General features: G+C 57.8%; 14 protein-coding genes. 11 read left to right on the top strand and 3 right to left on the bottom strand.

Going from position 1 to position 18,905, the window contains the following annotated elements; translation table 11 throughout:
• Positions 1-67: 67 nt before the first annotated feature.
• The 7 genes from mreB to tldD all read left to right on the top strand — a co-directional run bounded on the left by mreB (position 68) and on the right by tldD (position 10,176).
• Positions 68-1,111, top strand: coding sequence for a rod shape-determining protein MreB (mreB, locus tag MT962_RS09810; RefSeq protein ID WP_006818047.1), 1,044 nt, complete (start codon positions 68-70; stop codon positions 1,109-1,111).
• Between the two features lie 61 nt (positions 1,112-1,172).
• On the top strand, positions 1,173-2,228 hold the full coding sequence (gene mreC / locus MT962_RS09815; protein ID WP_048888024.1) for a rod shape-determining protein MreC: 1,056 nt from the start codon (positions 1,173-1,175) through the stop codon (positions 2,226-2,228).
• Entirely contained in the window at positions 2,228-2,716 is a 489-nt protein-coding gene (mreD, locus tag MT962_RS09820) for a rod shape-determining protein MreD (RefSeq protein WP_024558860.1), read from the top strand. The genes mreC and mreD overlap by 1 nt, the downstream gene beginning before the upstream one ends.
• A gap of 8 nt (positions 2,717-2,724) precedes the next feature.
• Positions 2,725-3,300, top strand: a complete 576-nt coding sequence (locus MT962_RS09825; protein ID WP_028019961.1) for a nucleoside triphosphate pyrophosphatase — start codon at positions 2,725-2,727, stop codon at positions 3,298-3,300.
• Between the two features lie 7 nt (positions 3,301-3,307).
• Positions 3,308-4,777 carry a ribonuclease G gene (gene rng / locus MT962_RS09830; protein WP_024558859.1) on the top strand — a complete coding sequence of 490 codons (1,470 nt, stop codon included), beginning with the start codon at positions 3,308-3,310 and terminating at the stop codon, positions 4,775-4,777.
• 60 nt (positions 4,778-4,837) lie between these two features.
• Entirely contained in the window at positions 4,838-8,641 is a 3,804-nt protein-coding gene (gene yhdP, locus MT962_RS09835; RefSeq protein ID WP_247365507.1) for an AsmA2 domain-containing protein YhdP, read from the top strand.
• 89 nt (positions 8,642-8,730) lie between these two features.
• Complete coding sequence (gene tldD, locus MT962_RS09840; RefSeq protein WP_024558857.1) at positions 8,731-10,176, top strand: metalloprotease TldD; 1,446 nt, start codon at positions 8,731-8,733, stop codon at positions 10,174-10,176.
• 73 nt (positions 10,177-10,249) lie between these two features.
• Here the strand turns inward: tldD and MT962_RS09845 are convergent, their stop codons facing one another.
• The gene (locus MT962_RS09845; RefSeq protein ID WP_024559692.1) at positions 10,250-11,422 is read right to left on the bottom strand and encodes a CdaR family transcriptional regulator; all 1,173 of its coding nucleotides are present in this window, start codon (positions 11,420-11,422) and stop codon (positions 10,250-10,252) included.
• 207 nt (positions 11,423-11,629) lie between these two features.
• A complete protein-coding gene (gene garD / locus MT962_RS09850) occupies positions 11,630-13,201 on the bottom strand; it encodes a galactarate dehydratase (protein WP_024559691.1) in 1,572 nt (523 codons plus the stop codon).
• A gap of 389 nt (positions 13,202-13,590) precedes the next feature.
• Here garD and MT962_RS09855 point away from each other — a divergent pair, with 389 nt between their 5' ends.
• From MT962_RS09855 to MT962_RS09870, 4 genes are read left to right on the top strand one after another with little or no spacing between them, the layout of a single operon-like run.
• On the top strand, positions 13,591-14,925 hold the full coding sequence (locus tag MT962_RS09855) for an MFS transporter (protein ID WP_247365509.1): 1,335 nt from the start codon (positions 13,591-13,593) through the stop codon (positions 14,923-14,925).
• A 39-nt stretch (positions 14,926-14,964) separates the two neighbouring features.
• Positions 14,965-15,732 carry a 2-dehydro-3-deoxyglucarate aldolase gene (garL, locus tag MT962_RS09860; RefSeq protein WP_188723758.1) on the top strand — a complete coding sequence of 256 codons (768 nt, stop codon included), beginning with the start codon at positions 14,965-14,967 and terminating at the stop codon, positions 15,730-15,732.
• Between the two features lie 27 nt (positions 15,733-15,759).
• Positions 15,760-16,650, top strand: coding sequence for a 2-hydroxy-3-oxopropionate reductase (gene garR, locus MT962_RS09865; RefSeq protein WP_024558852.1), 891 nt, complete (start codon positions 15,760-15,762; stop codon positions 16,648-16,650).
• A 60-nt stretch (positions 16,651-16,710) separates the two neighbouring features.
• A complete protein-coding gene (locus MT962_RS09870) occupies positions 16,711-17,898 on the top strand; it encodes a glycerate kinase (RefSeq protein WP_188723759.1) in 1,188 nt (395 codons plus the stop codon).
• Positions 17,899-17,910: 12 nt separating this feature from the next.
• On the opposite strand, the gene aaeR is transcribed toward MT962_RS09870, so the two are convergent.
• Positions 17,911-18,861, bottom strand: a complete 951-nt coding sequence (gene aaeR, locus MT962_RS09875; protein ID WP_188723760.1) for an HTH-type transcriptional activator AaeR — start codon at positions 18,859-18,861, stop codon at positions 17,911-17,913.
• Between the last annotated feature and the right edge of the window lie 44 nt (positions 18,862-18,905).

The raw sequence follows: 18,905 nt of genomic DNA on the forward strand, positions 1-18,905 counted from the left end.
CATCGTGTGGTTGGTAAAGTAAGCGGATTTTATTTTTCCGCCCCAGCTTTCAGGATTATCCCTTAGTATGTTGAAAAAATTTCGTGGCATGTTTTCCAATGACCTGTCCATTGACCTGGGTACCGCGAATACCCTGATTTACGTAAAAGGACAAGGCATCGTATTGAATGAGCCGTCCGTTGTGGCCATTCGTCAGGATCGTGCCGGCTCGCCGAAGAGCGTCGCTGCCGTTGGTCATGAAGCGAAACAGATGCTGGGCCGTACGCCGGGCAACATCGCCGCCATTCGCCCGATGAAAGACGGCGTAATCGCCGACTTCTTCGTTACCGAAAAAATGCTGCAGCACTTCATCAAGCAGGTGCACAGCAACAGCTTTATGCGCCCAAGTCCGCGCGTGCTGGTGTGCGTGCCGGTTGGCGCGACGCAGGTTGAACGCCGCGCGATTCGCGAATCCGCGCAGGGCGCAGGCGCCCGCGAAGTTTTCCTGATTGAAGAACCGATGGCCGCCGCGATTGGCGCAGGCCTGCCGGTCTCCGAAGCTACCGGCTCCATGGTGGTGGATATTGGTGGCGGTACCACTGAAGTGGCCGTTATTTCCCTGAACGGCGTGGTTTACTCCTCTTCCGTACGTATCGGCGGTGACCGTTTCGACGAAGCTATCATTAATTATGTACGCCGCAACTACGGCTCCCTGATTGGTGAAGCGACCGCTGAGCGCATCAAGCACGAAATCGGCTCTGCTTACCCGGGTGATGAAGTGCGTGAAATCGAAGTTCGCGGCCGTAACCTGGCCGAGGGCGTGCCGCGCGGTTTTACCCTCAACTCCAACGAAATCCTCGAAGCGCTGCAGGAACCGCTGACCGGCATCGTCAGTGCGGTCATGGTGGCGCTGGAACAGTGCCCGCCGGAACTGGCTTCCGATATCTCCGAGCGTGGTATGGTGCTCACCGGTGGTGGCGCACTGCTGCGTAACCTTGACCGTCTGCTGATGGAAGAGACCGGCATTCCGGTCGTGGTGGCGGAAGATCCGTTGACCTGCGTGGCGCGCGGCGGCGGCAAGGCACTGGAAATGATCGACATGCACGGCGGCGACTTGTTCAGCGAAGAGTAACAGCCGCAAGCAAGGGCAACTCCGGTTGCCCTTCTTGTTGGTTTGGGAATACGCATAGCCTATGAAGCCAATTTTTAGCCGTGGCCCGTCGCTACAGATTCGCCTTATTCTGGCGGTGCTGGTGGCGCTTGGTGTCATTATCGCCGACAGCCGCCTCGGTACGTTCAGCCAGATTCGAACGTACATGGATACCGCCGTCAGCCCTTTCTACTTTGTGTCGAATGGTCCCCGTGAATTGCTTGATAGCGTGTCGCAAACGCTCGCATCGCGGGATCAGCTTGAGCTTGAAAACCGGGCGCTGCGCCAGGAACTGCTGCTGAAAAATAGCGAATTGCTGATGCTTGGGCAGTACAAGCAGGAAAACGCGCGCCTGCGCGAACTGCTTGGCTCTCCGCTGCGTCAGGACGAGCAAAAAATGGTCACTCAGGTGATCTCCACCGTTAATGACCCTTACAGCGACCAGGTGGTTATCGATAAAGGCAGCATCAACGGCGTTTACGAAGGTCAGCCCGTCATCAGTGATAAAGGCGTCGTCGGACAGGTTATCGCCGTTGCGAAACTTACCAGCCGCGTACTGCTGATTTGCGATGCTACCCATGCGTTGCCAATCCAGGTGCTGCGCAACGATATTCGCGTGATTGCCGCTGGCAACGGCTGTACGGATGATTTGCAACTGGAGCACCTGCCCGCCAATACCGATATTCGCGTAGGCGACGTGCTGGTCACCTCCGGGCTTGGCGGACGCTTCCCGGAAGGGTATCCGGTGGGCGTGGTGTCGTCAGTAAGACTGGATACTCAGCGCGCTTACACCGTGATTCAGGCGCGTCCGACCGCTGGCCTTCAGCGCCTGCGCTATCTGCTGCTGCTGTGGGGCTCGGATCGTCAGGGGGTTAACCCCATGACGCCGGAGGAAGTGCACCGCGTGGCGAATGAACGCCTGATGCAGATGATGCCGCAAGTGCTGCCCTCGCCTGATGCGATGGGCCCGCCTGCGCCAGTGCCCGCGCCTGCGACCGGCATTACCACGCCGACGACTGGCGCTACAACGTCTGCGCCAGGCGCGGCAGCGCCCGCATCGTCCTCTGACGTGGCGCCTGCCGCCCGGGGAGGACCGTAGTGGGGAGCTATCGTAGCCAGGGGCGCTGGGTCATCTGGCTCTCCTTCCTTGTCGCATTGTTATTGCAGATCATGCCCTGGCCGGACGACATTCTGGTTTACCGGCCAAACTGGGTATTGCTAATCCTGCTTTACTGGATCCTGGCGCTGCCGCATCGCGTAAATGTCGGTACGGGTTTCGTGATGGGTGCCATACTGGATCTCATCAGTGGTTCAACGCTCGGCGTACGCGCGCTGTCGATGAGCATTATCGCTTACCTGGTCGCCCTGAAATTCCAGCTTTTCCGTAACCTGGCGCTCTGGCAACAGGCGCTGGTTATTATGTTGCTCTCTCTGGCGGCCGATATTATTGTTTTCTGGGCAGAGTTTTTAGTTATCAACGTCTCTTTCAGACCGGAAGTGTTCTGGAGCAGCGTAGTGAACGGCGTGCTCTGGCCGTGGCTTTTCCTGTTGATGCGTAAAATCCGTCAACAGTTTGCGGTGCAATAAGGGTTTTTATGACTGCAGTTTATCTCGCCTCCGGTTCGCCTCGTCGTCAGGAACTGCTCGCTCAACTGGGCGTGACGTTCGAACGTCTCATTACCGGCCTTGAAGAAGTGCGCCGTGAAAACGAAAGCGCGCAGCACTATGTGTCGCGCCTGGCGCGGGAGAAAGCGCAGGCGGGCGTCGCACTGGCGGCGCGCGACTGGCCGGTGCTTGGCGCAGACACCATCGTCATTCTCAATGGCGAAGTGCTGGAAAAGCCGCGGGACAAAGCCCATGCAGGCGCCATGCTGCGCCAGCTTTCCGGGCAAACGCATCAGGTGATGACGGCCGTCGCGGTGGCGGATAAACGTCAGGTAATGGATTGTCTGGTGGTGACCGAGGTCACTTTCCGCGCGTTATCGGAAGCGGATATCGAGGCGTATGTGGCAAGCGGCGAACCCATGGATAAAGCGGGCGCGTATGGCATTCAGGGGCTGGGCGGCTGTTTTGTGAGAAAGATCAACGGCAGCTACCACGCCGTGGTCGGCTTGCCGCTGGTAGAGACGTATGAACTGCTAAGCAATTTTAACGCCTTGCGTGAGGGATAAGGAAAAGATGACGGCTGAACTGTTAGTCAACGTAACCCCTTCGGAAACCCGGGTGGCGTATATCGATGGCGGTATCCTGCAGGAGATCCATATCGAGCGCGAAGCGCGCCGCGGGATCGTAGGCAATATCTACAAAGGTCGGGTAAGTCGCGTTCTGCCAGGAATGCAGGCGGCATTTGTAGATATTGGCCTCGATAAAGCGGCATTTTTACATGCTTCGGACATTATGCCGCATACCGAATGCGTGGCGGGCGAAGAGCAGAAAAACTTCACGGTGCGTGATATCTCCGAACTGGTTCGTCAGGGACAGGATCTCATGGTGCAGGTGGTAAAAGATCCGCTCGGCACCAAAGGCGCGCGCCTGACCACCGATATTACACTGCCTTCCCGCTATCTGGTTTTCATGCCCGGTGCGTCGCACGTGGGCGTTTCCCAGCGTATTGAAAGCGAAACCGAGCGCGAGCGGCTGAAAAAAATCGTCGCCGATTACTGCGACGAGCAGGGCGGATTTATCATCCGCACCGCAGCGGAAGGGGTTTGCGAGGCCGATCTCGCCTCCGACGCCGCCTACCTCAAGCGGGTATGGACCAAGGTGATGGAGCGCAAAAAGCGCAATCAGACCCGCTATCAGCTCTACGGCGAGCTGGCGCTGGCGCAGCGCGTGCTGCGCGATTTCGCCGTGGCTCAGCTCGACCGCATTCGCGTCGACTCGCGGCTGACTTATGAAATGCTGCTGGAATTTACCGCGGAATATATGCCGGAGATGACCAGCAAGCTTGAGCACTACAGCGGCAAGCAGCCAATTTTCGATCTTTACGACGTAGAGAACGAAATTCAGCGCGCGCTGGAGCGCAAGGTAGAGCTGAAGTCCGGTGGCTATCTGATAATCGATCAGACCGAGGCGATGACCACCATCGACATTAACACCGGCGCGTTTGTCGGCCATCGCAACCTCGACGATACCATCTTCAATACCAATATCGAGGCGACGCAGGCGATAGCGCGCCAGCTGCGGCTGCGTAACCTGGGCGGCATCATCATTATCGATTTTATCGACATGAATAATGAGGACCACCGCCGTCGCGTGCTGCATTCGCTGGAGCAGGCGCTCAGCAAAGACCGCGTGAAAACCAGCATTAACGGTTTTTCGCAGCTGGGGCTGGTGGAGATGACCCGCAAACGCACCCGCGAAAGCATTGAGCACGTACTTTGTAATGATTGCCCGACCTGCCATGGACGCGGTACGGTAAAAACCGTTGAAACCGTCTGCTATGAGATCATGCGTGAAATCGTCCGCGTGCATCATGCCTATGATTCCGACCGTTTCCTGGTTTATGCTTCCCCTGCGGTGGCGGAAGCGTTGAAAGGCGAGGAGTCGCACGCGCTGGCGGAAGTGGAGATTTTCGTCGGCAAACAGGTGAAGGTGCAAATTGAACCGCTCTACAACCAGGAGCAGTTCGACGTGGTAATGATGTAACGCGCGACGGCAGCTTCGCAAGTAAAGGGTACCGCTACGGCGGTTGACAAGGAGAGAAGGGTGAGGCGACTGCCGGGCATTTTACTACTCACAGCCGCAACGCTGATTGTTATCGTCGCACTGCTGGTGAGTGGCCTGCGGCTCGTTTTGCCTCATCTGAACAGCTGGCGCCCGGCGCTGCTGGAGAAAATCGAAGCCGCCACCGGCATGCCGGTAGAGACCGGGGCGGTAGAAGCCTCCTGGCAAAACTTCGGCCCGACGCTTGAGGCGCTGGACATCAAAGCGGGCCTGAAAGATGGCGGCGAGTTGAGCATCAAGCGCGTTACGCTGGCGCTCGACGTCTGGCAAAGCCTGCTGCACCTGCGCTGGCAGTTTCGCGATCTTACCTTTTATCAGCTCCATTTTCGCACCAATACCCCGTTCCAGCAGGATCAAAACCGGGAAAAGCTGGAAACCAGCAAATTCACCGATCTCTTCTTTCGCCAGTTCGATCACTTCGATCTGCGCGACAGCACCGTCAGCTTTATTACGCTTTCCGGCCAGCGCGCCGAGCTGGCTGTTCCGCAATTAACGTGGGTGAACGGTAAAAACCGTCACCGCGCTGAAGGCCAGGTCAGCCTCTCGAGCTTAACGGGCCAGCATGGCGTAATGCAGGTGCGCATGGACTTACGCGACGATAACGGACTGCTGAACAACGGTACGGTCTGGATGCAGGCGGATGACGTTGACGTGAAACCCTGGCTCGGCCAGTGGATGAATGAAAACGTGGCGCTGGATACCGCGAAATTCAGCCTGGCGGCCTGGATGACCCTGAAAGATGGCGATATCGCCGGCGGCGATCTCTGGCTGAAGAAAGGCGGCGCCAGCTGGCAGGGCGGCGCAGACGCCACCCACCGCCTGTCTGTCGATAACCTGACGGCGCACGTCACGAAGCAGCAGGGCGGCTGGCAGTTCGCCATTCCCGCCACCAATATCACTATTGATGACAAGCCCTGGCCGCGCGGCGCGCTGACGCTTGCGTGGATCCCGCAGCAGGATGTCGGCGGCGCGGGCAACACGCGTAGCGACGAACTGCGCGTTCGGGCCAGCAATCTGGAGTTGAGCGGGCTGGATGGCCTGCTGCCGCTCGCCGCCAAATTCTCCCCCGCGCTTGGCGAAGTCTGGACCAGCACGCAGCCGCATGGGTATGTCGAATCGCTGGCGGTTGATATCCCTTTACAGGCGACCAATAAAACCCGCTTTCAGGGCAACTGGAAAAACCTTTCCTGGAAACAGTGGAAGCTCTTGCCGGGCGCCGATCATTTCTCGGGCTCGCTCGCTGGCAGTCTGGAGTCCGGACGGCTGCAGGCGCAGATGAATAACAGCAAAATGCCGTACGAGACGGTGTTTCGCGCGCCGCTGGAGATCAAACAGGGCGCGGCGACGCTGGAATGGCATAAAAATGAAGAGGGCTTCACGCTGGATGGCAAGAATATCGACGTGCAGGCCCATTCGCTCTGGGCACGCGGCGATTTCCGCTGGCAGCAGCCCACCGGGCAGCAGCCCTGGCTTTCTATTCTTGCCGGCATTCGCACTAATGACGGCAAACAGGCGTGGCGCTACTTTCCGGAAAACCTGATGGGCAAACATCTGGTGGACTACCTGAGCGGCGCTATCCAGGGCGGTCAGGCGGATAACGCCACGCTGGTTTATGCCGGCAATCCGCATAATTTCCCCTATAAGCACAACGACGGCCAGTTTCAGGTTTATGTTCCGCTGCATAACGCCACTTATGCTTTCCAGCCCAACTGGCCGGCGCTGGAGAATTTCGACATTGAACTCGATTTTCGCAACGACGGGCTGTGGATGTCGGCGCCGGAGGTGAATCTCGGCGGCGTGAAGGGGCGTCATGTTGAAGCCGTGATCCCGGACTACTCGCAGGACAGACTGTTTATCGACGCCGATATCGCCGGGCCGGGTAACGCCGTCGGTCCTTACTTCCAGAAGACGCCTTTAAACGATTCGCTTGCCGCTACGCTTGAAGAACTCCAGCTCGACGGCGATGTGAATGCTCGCTTACATCTTGATATTCCGCTTGATGGCGAACTCGTCACCGCCAAAGGCGATGTGGCGCTGAACAATAACTCGCTTTTCATCAAGCCGCTGGACAGCACGCTGCATAACCTTTCGGGCAAATTCAGCTTCGTTAACGGCAACCTGCAAAGCGAGCCGCTGCGCGCTACCTGGTTTAACCAGCCGCTGAATGTCGATTTCTCCACCGAGGAGGGGCAGAAGTCTTATAACGTGGCGGTGAATCTGGACGGCGACTGGCAGCCCGCCCGTACAGGCCTGTTGCCGGAACCGGTGAATAACGCGCTGAAAGGCAGCGTGCCGTGGCAGGGTAAAGTGGCTATCACGCTGCCTTATCGCGGCAGCGCCAGTTACAAAATCGATGTGAACGGCGATTTAAAAAATGTGAGCAGTCGCTTACCTTCACCAGTGAATAAAGCGTCGGGCGAGCCGTTGCCCTTTAAGGTAAATGTGACGGGCGACCTGAAAAGCTTCGCGCTGACCGGCAACGCCGGTGCAAATAACCATTTCAACAGCCGCTGGCTGCTTGGCGAAAAGCTGACGCTCGATCGCGCCATCTGGGCTTCCGACAGCCGTACGCGACCGCCGCTGCCTGAAAATGCGGGCGTGGAACTGAACCTGCCGGCGATGGACGGCGCGCAGTGGCTCGCGCTCTTTAATCAGGGCGCGGCGGATAAAGTGAGCAGCGCCACGCGCTTCCCGGAAAGCGTAACGTTACGTACCCCTTCGCTGACGCTGGGCGGCCAGCAGTGGAACAATCTCAGCATCCAGATGCGCCCGACGCCTGGCGGCAAAGAGGTCAGCGCTCAGGGCCGGGAGATCAACGGTACGCTGACGATGCGCGAGCGCGCGCCGTGGCAGGCAAACGTTCAATACCTTTACTTCAACCCGAGCGCCAGCGCCAATAGCGGTTCGGCAAAAACCGCCTCGCCGCTTGCGGGTATGGATAGTATTGATTTCAGCGGCTGGCCCGATCTCCAGCTGCGCTGCGCCGAGTGCTGGCTGTGGGGACAGAAATATGGCCGTATTGATGGCGACTTCAACGTACGCGGCAACACGCTTGCCCTCAGCGACGGCCTGATCGATACCGGCTTTGCCCGGCTGACCGCGCAGGGGGAATGGGTCAATAAACCGGGCGAGCTGCGCACCTCGCTAAAAGGCGCGCTCAAGGGAAGCAAGCTGGACGCCGCCGCCAACTTTTTCGGCCTGACGACCCCGTTGCAGGGTTCCTCATTTAACGTTGATTACGACCTGCACTGGCGCGATGTGCCCTGGCAGCCGGATGAAGCTTCGCTCAACGGCGTTATACATACGCGTCTTGGCAAAGGGCAGATAGCCGATCTCGGCACCGGCCACGCCGGGCAACTGCTGCGGCTGCTGAGCTTCGATGCGCTGTTGCGCAAGCTGCGCTTTGATTTCAGCGACACCTTCGGCGATGGCTTCTACTATGACTCCATCCGCAGCACCGCCTGGATAAAAGATGGCGTGTTGCATACTGATGATACGCTGGTTGACGGGCTGGAGGCGGATATTGCCATGAAAGGCTCAGTAGACCTGCCGCGCCGCCGACTTAATATGGAAGCGGTCGTCGCGCCGGAAATTTCCGCTACGGTCGGCGTGGCGACCGCCTTCGTGGTTAACCCTATCGTGGGCGCGGCGGTGTTTGCCGCAAGCAAGGTGCTCGGTCCGCTGTGGAGCAAAATTTCCGTGCTGCGCTACCAGATAACCGGCCCGCTTGATAAACCGCAAATTAACGAAGTGCTGCGCCAGCCACGGGCAAATAAGGCGCAATGATTTGACGCGGACAATGAATTGCCGCAAGCTCGATAGATATCACCATTGTCCTCGCCCGTCAGGGCGCAAGTCAGAAGAGTAGCGAAACGATGAGTCTGAACCTGGTAACTGAGCAACTGCTGTCTGCGAATGGCCTGAACCATCAGGATCTGTTTTCCATCCTTGGCCAGCTGTCCGAGCGCCGTCTCGACTATGGCGACCTCTATTTTCAGTCCAGCTACCATGAATCCTGGGTTTTAGAAGACCGCATCATCAAAGACGGCTCGTGGAATATCGACCAGGGCGTCGGCGTACGTGCGGTCAGCGGCGAAAAAACCGGTTTCGCCTATGCCGATCAGATAAGCCGCCTGGCGCTGGAGCAAAGCGCCGGCGCGGCGCGCAGCATCGTGCGTGAAATGGGCGAAGGCCGCTCTCATACCTTAGGCGCGGTCGAACATAAATCGCTCTATACCTCGCACGATCCGCTGCAAAGTTTAAGTCGCGAAGAGAAGCTCGACATCCTCAAGCGTGTGGATAAAGCGGCCCGCGCGGCGGATACGCGCGTGCAGGAAGTGACTGCCAGCCTCACCGGCGTTTATGAGCTTATCCTGGTCGCGGCCACCGACGGCACGCTGGCGGCGGATGTACGTCCGCTGGTGCGCCTGTCGGTAAGCGTGCAGGTGGAAGAGAGCGGCAAGCGCGAGCGCGGCTCAAGCGGCGGCGGCGGCCGTTTTGGTTATGACTGGTTCCTTGAAGAGAGCGACGGTGAAGTGCGCGCGGAAGCCTGGGCGAAAGAGGCGGTGCGCATGGCGCTGGTCAACCTTTCCGCCGTCGCGGCGCCAGCGGGCACGCTGCCAGTCGTGCTGGGCGCAGGCTGGCCGGGCGTGCTGCTGCATGAAGCGGTGGGTCATGGTCTGGAAGGCGATTTTAACCGTCGCGGCACTTCCGTGTTTAGCGGGCAGATGGGGCAACTGGTCGCTTCTGAGCTCTGCACCGTGGTGGATGACGGTACGCTGATGAATCGTCGCGGCTCGCTTGCCGTTGATGATGAAGGCGTGCCCGGGCAGTACAACGTGCTTATCGAAAACGGCGTATTGAAAGGCTATATGCAGGACAAGCTCAACGCGCGTCTGATGGGTGTAGCGCCGACCGGCAACGGGCGGCGTGAATCCTACGCCCACCTGCCGATGCCGCGTATGACCAACACCTACATGCTGGCGGGCAAATCCACGCCGCAGGAGATTATCGAATCGGTGGATTACGGGATCTTCGCGCCGAACTTTGGCGGCGGACAGGTGGACATTACTTCCGGTAAGTTTGTCTTCTCTACCTCGGAAGCTTATCTGATTGAGAAAGGTAAAGTGACGAAGCCGGTGAAGGGCGCGACCCTGATTGGCTCCGGCATTGAAGCGATGCAGCAGATCTCCATGGTAGGCAACGATCTTGCGCTGGATAACGGCGTGGGCGTGTGCGGCAAAGAGGGGCAGAGTCTGCCGGTAGGCGTGGGCCAGCCAACGCTTAAGGTTGATAACCTGACGGTGGGTGGTACGGCGTAAAGTCGTAAGGAAGCGGTCATGAAAAAAGGATACGTGCAGGCGTATCCTTTTTTTTGTCTGATGGCGAATTAGGTTACTCCGTAATCGACAGACTCTCGTTGTCCAGCTGCAGCGCGATATAGAGCAAAATGCGATCGTCGAAGCTGTCCAGATTGAGACCGGTTATCTCCGAGATCCGCTTCATGCGGTATTCGAGCGTGTTACGGTGGATAAACAGCGCTTTTGCCGCGAGGCTCGCCTGGAGGTTATTGGCATACCAGCCTTTTAGCGTGCGCAGCAGCAGACCGTTGCTGTCCATCTGCTTTAAACGGGCCACCGGGCGGGTCAGCTCTTTTGCCTGCCAGTCCTCCTTTATGCTGTCTAACAGCAGCGGCAAGATCAGATCCTTATAAAAGTAGATTCGCTTCTGCGGCTGGTTGCTCTTGCCGACGGCCATCGTGGTGGAGGCCGTGCGGTAAGAGCGGGCGATGCCGCCCGCGTCGGGGAAATAGTTGCCCATGGCGAGGCGGATCTTCAGGCGGCTTCGCGCGCTTATCTGCTCCATCAACGCATGCATATATTGCCTCTGCTCATCGGGCGCCCACATGCCGCGCGCGTTGAGCGCGGGTTTCAACAACACGATTTGCGTCATCGAAACAATGGCGATAAGCGGCGATTTCTCTGTCGACGTCAGCAGCGTCTGAAGCTGCTGTAGCTCTGTCATGGCGGTATCGACGCCAAGCTGACCGCTGTCTATCTCCACCACCAGCGCCACGCGCGGCTGGCTGAGATCGATGCCGAGACGGTGCGCCCATTCGCTCAGCATCGGCGAAGTCTGTTCCGAACGGATAAGGTTCAGCACCAGCTCTTCACGCAGGCGAACATCGCGCGCCATCATGTGCATAAGCTGCGCCTGCTCAAGCATCATTTCAGCCGTCATGCAAACCAGCTCGCCATACTGGCGCAGTTGCCCCGGGTCGCCTGTCAGACCGATGACGCCGACGATATTGCGGTTAAGGCGCAAAGGCAGATTGATGCCAGGTTTTACCCCCTGCAAATGACGCGTTACCGCATCGTCGATATCCACAATCCTTCGCTGGGAAATAGCCAGCAACGCCCCTTCGTGCAATTCGCCAATACGCTCCGGATCGCCGCTGCCGATAATGCGGCCTTTACCATCCATGACGTTGATATTGCAGTCGATGATTTTCATCGTGCGGTCAACAATATTTTGCGCCAGACGGGCGTCGAGATGGTAATCGTCCATAACATTTCCTGTACAGAGTGGTTATCGAATCTGAATGAGCATAACTGTGAAAATGTTGTGCGGCATTGTGCAACTGCCCAGTCGGGAAACTAAATGTAAACTCTTCGGCGAGCGTCACGTTTTGCGGTTCAGTCGCAATGAAACGCACGCCGCAGACAAAAAACCGGATGCGGAAATCCGCATCCGGTTGAGGCATAGCGCGAGGCGTCAGGTCACCGGCGCCGGGTTAAAGACCGCAAGCTGGTTATGCAGTCCCCACTGGTCGGAAAAGGTTTTGCGACGACCGCTCGCCACATCAAGAATAAAGTGGAAAAGCTTCCAGCCCACCTGCTCAATGGTTTCCTCGCCGGTAGCGATGGTGCCGGCGTTAATATCCATCAGATCGAACCAGCGGTTGGCCAGCTCCGTGCGTGTCGCCATCTTGATAACCGGCACCGCCATCAGGCCATACGGCGTGCCGCGACCGGTGGTAAATACCTGCAGCGTAATGCCGGAGGCCACCTGCTGCGTGCCGCAGACAAAGTCGCTGGCGGGCGTGGCGGCATAAATCAGGCCACGCTTCGTTGGGCGCTGGCCCGGCGACAGCACCTCGACAATAGCGCTTTTACCCGACTTGGCGATGGAGCCAAGCGCTTTTTCCACCACGTTCGCCAGCCCGCCTTTTTTATTGCCCGGAGAAGGGTTAGCGCTGCGGTCGGTCTGGCCCATATCCAGGTAATTATCGTACCAGGCCATCTCTTCCAGCAGCCGCTTGCCCACCTCTTCGTTTACCGCGCGCGGCGTTAACAGGTGGATGGCGTCGCGTACTTCGGTGACTTCTGAGAACATCACCGTGGCGCCGCAGCGCACCAGCAGATCAGAGGCGTAGCCCACCGCCGGGTTAGCGGTCACGCCGGAGAAAGCGTCGCTGCCGCCGCACTGCATGCCCACCACCAGCTCTGAGGCCGGGCAGGTTTCGCGCTTACGCTGGTTGAGCTTAGCCAGATGCTGCTCCGCCACGCGCAGGATGTCGTCTACCATCGAGCGGAAACCCACGTGCTGCTCATCCTGCAGGCGGACAATGCTCGCGGAATCCACCGCGATTGCCGCCACATCTTCCGTGCCCTGCAGCAATCTTTCCGGCTGCAGTTTTTCGCAGCCGAGGCCAATGACCATTACCTCGCCGCCAAAGTTAGGGTTCAGCGCAATGTTGTGAATGGTGCGGATAGGGATCACCGCAGCGGGAGCGTTAATCGCCACCCCGCAGCCGTAAAGATGGTTAAGGCCGACCACACCATCGACGTTCGGGTAACGCGGCAGCAGGTCACGCTCAATTAATTTGATAACGTAATCCACCACCCCTGCCACGCAATGCACGCTGGTGGTAATGCCGAGCAGGTTTTTCGTCCCCACGCTGCCATCGGCATTGCGGTAACCTTCAAAGGTGTAGCCTTCCAGCGGCGGCAACGGTTCGGGCACCCGGGTCGCCAGCGGCAATGTGTTAAGCGGCGGCGCTTTGGGCAGTTCCACCAGCGATTCGTCAATCCAGCTGCCGCGCGCAATGGCACGCACGGCGTAGCCAATAACTTCGCCATAGCGAACGATTTCGCCATGCGCGGGAATATCAACCAGCGCGACTTTATGACCTTGTGGGATATGTTCTATCAACTCAAGCCCATCCGGAAAACGTGCACCCGCCTTGAGCCCATTATCGTTGACAATAATCGCTACATTATCGTTGTCATCGACTTTTATATAAAAATTGCCCGTCTCAAGGTTTTTAATTTTTATATCAGTCATTGTCCAGTATTCTCCGAAATTACGGTAAAGGCGTTGCTTAAATAAAAAGAGTAATACGTATAAAGGCCCGCTTTAAATTAATACTGTCAGGATTGTCTTAAGTCTAATGTGATGCAGATCACTGAAACTGGTGAGCCCGCCCAATGCGATGTGACTCTTTCCCCGTTTTGTGGAATCAAGCGGCTGATATTGTGCATTCATACAAAAATATAGCGAAAAAAAGCGCAGGAATTGTGTAAGTCTCTAATGATTAGCGTGATGAGCCGAGTCTATACTGAGCTGCATAAAAAAGAGCAAAACCTGCGAAGGCCCGGTTATTGCTTTATCAAAACGAATATCTACCGCTACCAGATTTACTTTCAGGCTGTACTCATACATGGGGAATAAAAATGTCTGTGCAATCAGAAGCTGTTGTATCCAGCAAAAGAGTCCCTACCCGTTTTTATATATTGCTGACGATTTTTATTGTCACCACTATTAATTATGCCGATCGCGCTACGTTATCTATTGCCGGTACGGAAGTCGCCAAAGCGCTTCAGCTTGATGCGATTTCCATGGGTTATATTTTCTCGGCGTTTGGCTGGGCCTATTTGCTGATGCAGATCCCGGGCGGCTGGCTGCTTGACCGCTACGGCTCAAAAAAGGTCTACACCTGGAGCCTGTTCTTCTGGTCGCTGTTTACCTTTACCCAGGGTTTTGTCGATATGCTGCCGCTCGCCTGGGCTGGCATTTCTATGTTCTTTATGCGCTTTATGCTGGGCTTTTCCGAAGCGCCGTCCTTCCCGGCCAACGCCCGCATCGTTGCGGCCTGGTTTCCGACCAAAGAGCGTGGCACCGCTTCGGCGTTGTTTAACGCCGCACAATATTTCTCGCTCGCTATTTTCTCGCCGCTGCTCGGCTGGCTCATCTTCGCCTGGGGCTGGGAGCATGTCTTTACCGTTATGGGCGCCATCGGCTTTGTGCTGACGCTGGTATGGGTGAAGTTTATCCATAACCCGGGCGATCACCCGCGCATGTCGAAAGAAGAGCTGGAGTACATCAGCAACAACGGCGCGGTGGTGGATATGGACCACAAAAAAACGGATAGCCAGCAGAGCGGGCCGAAGCTGCACTACATCAAGCAACTGCTGACCAACCGCATGATGCTTGGCGTCTTTTTCGGCCAATACTTTATCAACACCATTACCTGGTTCTTCCTCACCTGGTTTCCTGTTTATCTGGTGCAGGAAAAAGGAATGTCGATTCTGAAAGTGGGCCTGGTGGCCTCTATCCCGGCGCTGTGCGGTTTCGCAGGCGGCGTGCTGGGCGGCGTCTTCTCCGACTATCTGGTGAAGCGGGGCGCGTCGCTAACGTTTGCCCGTAAGCTGCCTATCGTGGTCGGCATGCTGCTCGCCTCCACCATTATTTTGTGCAACTACACCGACAGCACTGTGCTGGTCGTCTCGCTGATGGCGCTGGCGTTTTTTGGTAAAGGTTTTGGCGCGCTGGGCTGGCCGGTAATTTCCGACACCGCGCCGAAAGAGATTGTGGGCCTGTGCGGCGGCGTGTTTAACGTCTTCGGCAACGTGGCTTCTATTGTTACTCCGCTGGTCATCGGCTATCTGGTCAGCGAGTTGCACTCCTTTAATGCTGCGTTGATTTTCGTCGGGTGCTCCGCGCTGATGGCGATGGTCTGTTACCTGGTGATTGTCGGCGACATCAAGCGTATGGAACTGGCGAAGTAAGCCATACAGTCAGGGTTTGAACACTTTAAGGTCTGAACAATGAACGATATTTTTCCGAACAAATTCAAGGCCGCGCTGGCGGCTCACCAGACGCAAATCGGTTGCTGGTCGGCGTTAGCGAACCCCATCAGCACCGAAGTGCTGGGCCTCGCGGGCTTCGACTGGATTGTGCTGGATGGCGAGCATGCCCCTAACGACGTCACCACCTTTATTCCTCAGTTGATGGCGCTTAAGGGCAGCCGCAGCACCCCAGTGGTGCGCGTGCCGACCAACGAGCCGGTCATCATCAAACGTCTGCTGGATATCGGCTTTTACAACTTCCTCATTCCGTTTGTGGAATCAGAAGAGGAAGCGGTGCTGGCGGTGGCCTCCACCCGTTACCCGCCAGAGGGCATCCGCGGCGTTTCCGTCTCGCACCGCGCCAATATGTTCGGCACCGTGCCGGATTACTTCGCCGCTTCCAATAAAAACATCACCATTCTTGTGCAGATAGAGAGCCAGCAAGGCGTGGATAACGTCGACGCCATCGCCGCTACCGAAGGCGTGGACGGCATTTTTGTCGGCCCGAGCGATCTTGCGGCGGCGCTGGGTCATCTTGGCAACGCCTCGCACCCGGAAGTGCAGCGCTGCATTCAGCACATCTTTGCCCGCGCCAAAGCGCACGGCAAACCGGCGGGCATTCTGGCGCCGGTGGAAGCCGACGCTAAACGCTACCTGGAGTGGGGCGCGACGTTTGTCGCCGTCGGCAGCGACCTTGGCGTATTCCGCGCCGCGACGCAAAAGCTGTGCGACGCCTTTAAAAAGTAATTCCCTTATTAACGAGAGATAAGCGTTATGACGATGAAAGTTGGATTTATTGGCCTTGGCATCATGGGTAAGCCGATGAGTAAAAACCTCATCAAAGCGGGTTATTCGCTGGTGGTTTACGATCACAACTCAGCCTCGGTTTCTGAGGTGATCTCTGCGGGCGCCGAAACGGCCTCCTCGCCAAAAGAGATTGCCGCGCAGTGCGACGTCGTTATTACCATGCTGCCTAACTCTCCGCACGTTAAAGAGGTGGCGCTGGGCGAGAACGGCCTCATTGCAGGGGCGCACGCGGGCCTGACGCTTATCGACATGAGTTCGATTGCGCCGCTCGCCAGCCGTGAAATTAGCGAGGCGTTACAGGCGAAAGGCGTGGGCATGCTGGATGCGCCGGTCAGCGGCGGCGAGCCAAAAGCTATCGACGGCACGCTGTCGGTGATGGTGGGCGGCGATAAAGCGTTATTCGATAAATACTATGATCTGATGAAAGCGATGGCGGGCTCGGTGGTGCATACCGGCGATATCGGCGCAGGCAACGTCACGAAACTCGCAAACCAGGTGATTGTGGCGCTGAACATCGCTGCGATGTCGGAAGCGCTGGTTCTGGCGACCAAAGCGGGCGTCAACCCGGATCTGGTTTATCAGGCGATTCGCGGCGGCCTTGCGGGCAGCACCGTGCTCGATGCCAAAGCGCCGATGGTAATGGAGCGCAACTTCAAGCCCGGTTTTCGTATCGACTTGCATATTAAAGATCTGGCGAACGCGCTGGATACCTCGCACGGCGTGGGCGCGCAGCTGCCGCTGACGGCGGCGGTTATGGAAATGATGCAGGCGTTGAAGGCGGATGGCCTGGGCACCGCCGACCACAGCGCGCTGGCGTGCTATTACGAAAAGCTGGCGAAAGTCGAAGTCGCAAAATAGCGATGAAATAACGACAGGGGCGCCGCTGGCGCCCGGTTATCTCTCCGGTCTGGATTACTTATGAAAATAGTCATTGCACCCGATTCATGGAAAGAAAGTCTCTCCGCCGCCGAGGTGGCGCAGGCGATTGAAAAAGGTTTTCGCGAAATATTCCCCCATGCTGACTATGTCTGCGTGCCGCTTGCCGATGGCGGCGAGGGGACGGTGGACGCGATGGTCAGCGCCACGCAGGGCACGACTATCACCACCCGCGTAACGGGGCCGCTCGGGCAGCCGGTGGAAGCCAGCTGGGGGATTTCGGGCGACGGCAACACCGCGTTTATTGAAATGGCGGAGGCGAGCGGTCTGGCGCTGGTGCCGACTTCGCAGCGCAACCCGCTGTTAACCACCTCGCGCGGCACCGGCGAGCTTATCCTGGCCGCGCTGGATCGCGGCGTGCGTCATATTCTTATCGGTATTGGCGGCAGCGCCACCAATGACGGCGGGGCGGGCATGGTGCAGGCGCTCGGCGCGAAGCTCTGCGAGGCTTCCGGCCAGGAGATTGGCCCGGGTGGGGCGTCGCTTGCGAAGCTCGCCCGCATCGATCTCTGCGCGCTTGATAGCCGTTTGCAGGAGTGCGATATCAAAGTCGCCTGCGACGTGACAAACCCGCTTACCGGCGAGCAAGGCGCTTCGTTTATCTTCGGGCCGCAGAAAGGCGCGGATCCGCAGATGGTGCGCCAGCTGGATGAGTGCCTGGCGCACTACGCGCAGGTTATCCGCAGCGAGTTGCAAAGAGATGTGGACGCCATACCCGGCGCGGGCGCGGCGGGCGGTATGGGCGCGGCGTTGATAGCCTTCCTGAATGCAGAACTCCGAAGCGGTATTGAGCTGGTAACAGAAGCGCTGCATCTGGAAAATCATATTCACAACTGCACGCTGGTGGTGACGGGGGAAGGGCGCATCGACAGCCAGAGCATTCACGGCAAAGTGCCGGTGGGCGTGGCGCGCATCGCGAAAAAGTATCATAAGCCCGTTATCGGCATCGCCGGCTCGCTGACGCCTGACGTGGCGGTGGTCCACCAGCATGGGCTGGATGCGGTGTTCAGCGTGCTCAACAGTATCGGCACGCTGGACGAGGCGCTGCGCAACGCCGCGGACAACGTTTACCGCTCGGCGAGAAATATCGCCGCCACGCTGCAGGTAGGGATGAGCGTGGCGGAAAAGCAGAGCCAGACGGTGAAAGAGTGCGAGCCTGGCGTGCTGTAAACCCCATTGGTTTCAGGCTGGCGGCAACGGCGTTTCCACGCCGTTGCCGGTTCCCCGTATCGTCTGGTAAACCTGCGCCACCTTCACAAAGTACTCGGTCAGGTAGTTGATGCACACCTGCACCTTCAGCGGCATTTTGTCTTTCTCGGTATAAAGCGCATAAACCGGACGCGGGTCGGACTGGTAGCGCGGCAATAAGATCTCAAGCTCCCCGCTGTTGATCTCATCGATCACCCACATTAGCGGCACATACGCGATGCCTGCCCCGGTTTTCACCCAGCGCGACAGCGTCATCGGGTCGTTGGTGACAAACCGCCCTTGTGGGATCAGACGCGTTGAAATCCCTTCCGGGGCGATCAGTTCAAACTCGTTGTCGGGCCGCACGCTATATTCAAGCCATGAATGGCTGGCGAGATCGGAAGGCTTTTCCGGCGCGCCGTTCAGGGCCAGATAGCTTTTGGCGGCGCAGACCACCATCGGCATAGAGCCGAGGCGACGCGAGAAAAGGCTGGAATCCTGCAATGCGCCGACGCGGATAACCAGGTCCAGGCCGTCGGCTATCAGATCCGGCGCCGGGATGCCGGTCACCAGATTGACCGTCAGGCCCGGGTACTCTCTGAGCATGTCCGCTGTCATGGTCGCCAGCACGTTTTGCGCCATGGTGGAGGAGCTGCCGATGCGCAGGGTGCCGATAGGGGTATTATTAAACGCATAGAGTTGTTCATGCACTTCCCGCACTTCATGCAGCATGCGGCGGCAACCCTGATAATAAATCCTTCCCGCTTCGGTCAGGCCGATGCTGCGGGTGCTGCGGTTGAGCAACTTAACCTGCAGTTCATCCTCAAGTTTTGATACCGTCTGGCTGATAGAAGAGACGCTCATCTGCAGCTGCCTTGCCGCACTGGTGAAGGAGCCGAGCTCCACCACCCTTGCGAATACGGACATACGTTTTAGTCGTTCCATTATTCACTCTGGCTTAAAAGTGATTTAGATCACATATCGTAGAT

The sequence above is a fragment of the Franconibacter sp. IITDAS19 genome (assembly GCF_023079515.1).
Classification (GTDB): domain Bacteria; phylum Pseudomonadota; class Gammaproteobacteria; order Enterobacterales; family Enterobacteriaceae; genus Franconibacter; species Franconibacter pulveris.

Excerpts from the sequence above, each read along its gene's own strand:
- MT962_RS09855 (WP_247365509.1), top strand. The coding sequence starts at position 13,591 with ATGTCTGTGCAATCAGAAGCTGTTGTATCCAGCAAAAGAGTCCCTACC.
- MT962_RS09870 (WP_188723759.1), top strand. The coding sequence starts at position 16,711 with ATGAAAATAGTCATTGCACCCGATTCATGGAAAGAAAGTCTCTCCGCC.
- mreB (WP_006818047.1), top strand. The coding sequence starts at position 68 with ATGTTGAAAAAATTTCGTGGCATGTTTTCCAATGACCTGTCCATTGAC.
- garR (WP_024558852.1), top strand. The coding sequence starts at position 15,760 with ATGACGATGAAAGTTGGATTTATTGGCCTTGGCATCATGGGTAAGCCG.
- garL (WP_188723758.1), top strand. The coding sequence starts at position 14,965 with ATGAACGATATTTTTCCGAACAAATTCAAGGCCGCGCTGGCGGCTCAC.
- aaeR (WP_188723760.1), bottom strand. The coding sequence starts at position 18,861 with ATGGAACGACTAAAACGTATGTCCGTATTCGCAAGGGTGGTGGAGCTC.
- mreC (WP_048888024.1), top strand. The coding sequence starts at position 1,173 with ATGAAGCCAATTTTTAGCCGTGGCCCGTCGCTACAGATTCGCCTTATT.
- garD (WP_024559691.1), bottom strand. The coding sequence starts at position 13,201 with ATGACTGATATAAAAATTAAAAACCTTGAGACGGGCAATTTTTATATA.
- rng (WP_024558859.1), top strand. The coding sequence starts at position 3,308 with ATGACGGCTGAACTGTTAGTCAACGTAACCCCTTCGGAAACCCGGGTG.
- MT962_RS09825 (WP_028019961.1), top strand. The coding sequence starts at position 2,725 with ATGACTGCAGTTTATCTCGCCTCCGGTTCGCCTCGTCGTCAGGAACTG.
- MT962_RS09845 (WP_024559692.1), bottom strand. The coding sequence starts at position 11,422 with ATGGACGATTACCATCTCGACGCCCGTCTGGCGCAAAATATTGTTGAC.
- tldD (WP_024558857.1), top strand. The coding sequence starts at position 8,731 with ATGAGTCTGAACCTGGTAACTGAGCAACTGCTGTCTGCGAATGGCCTG.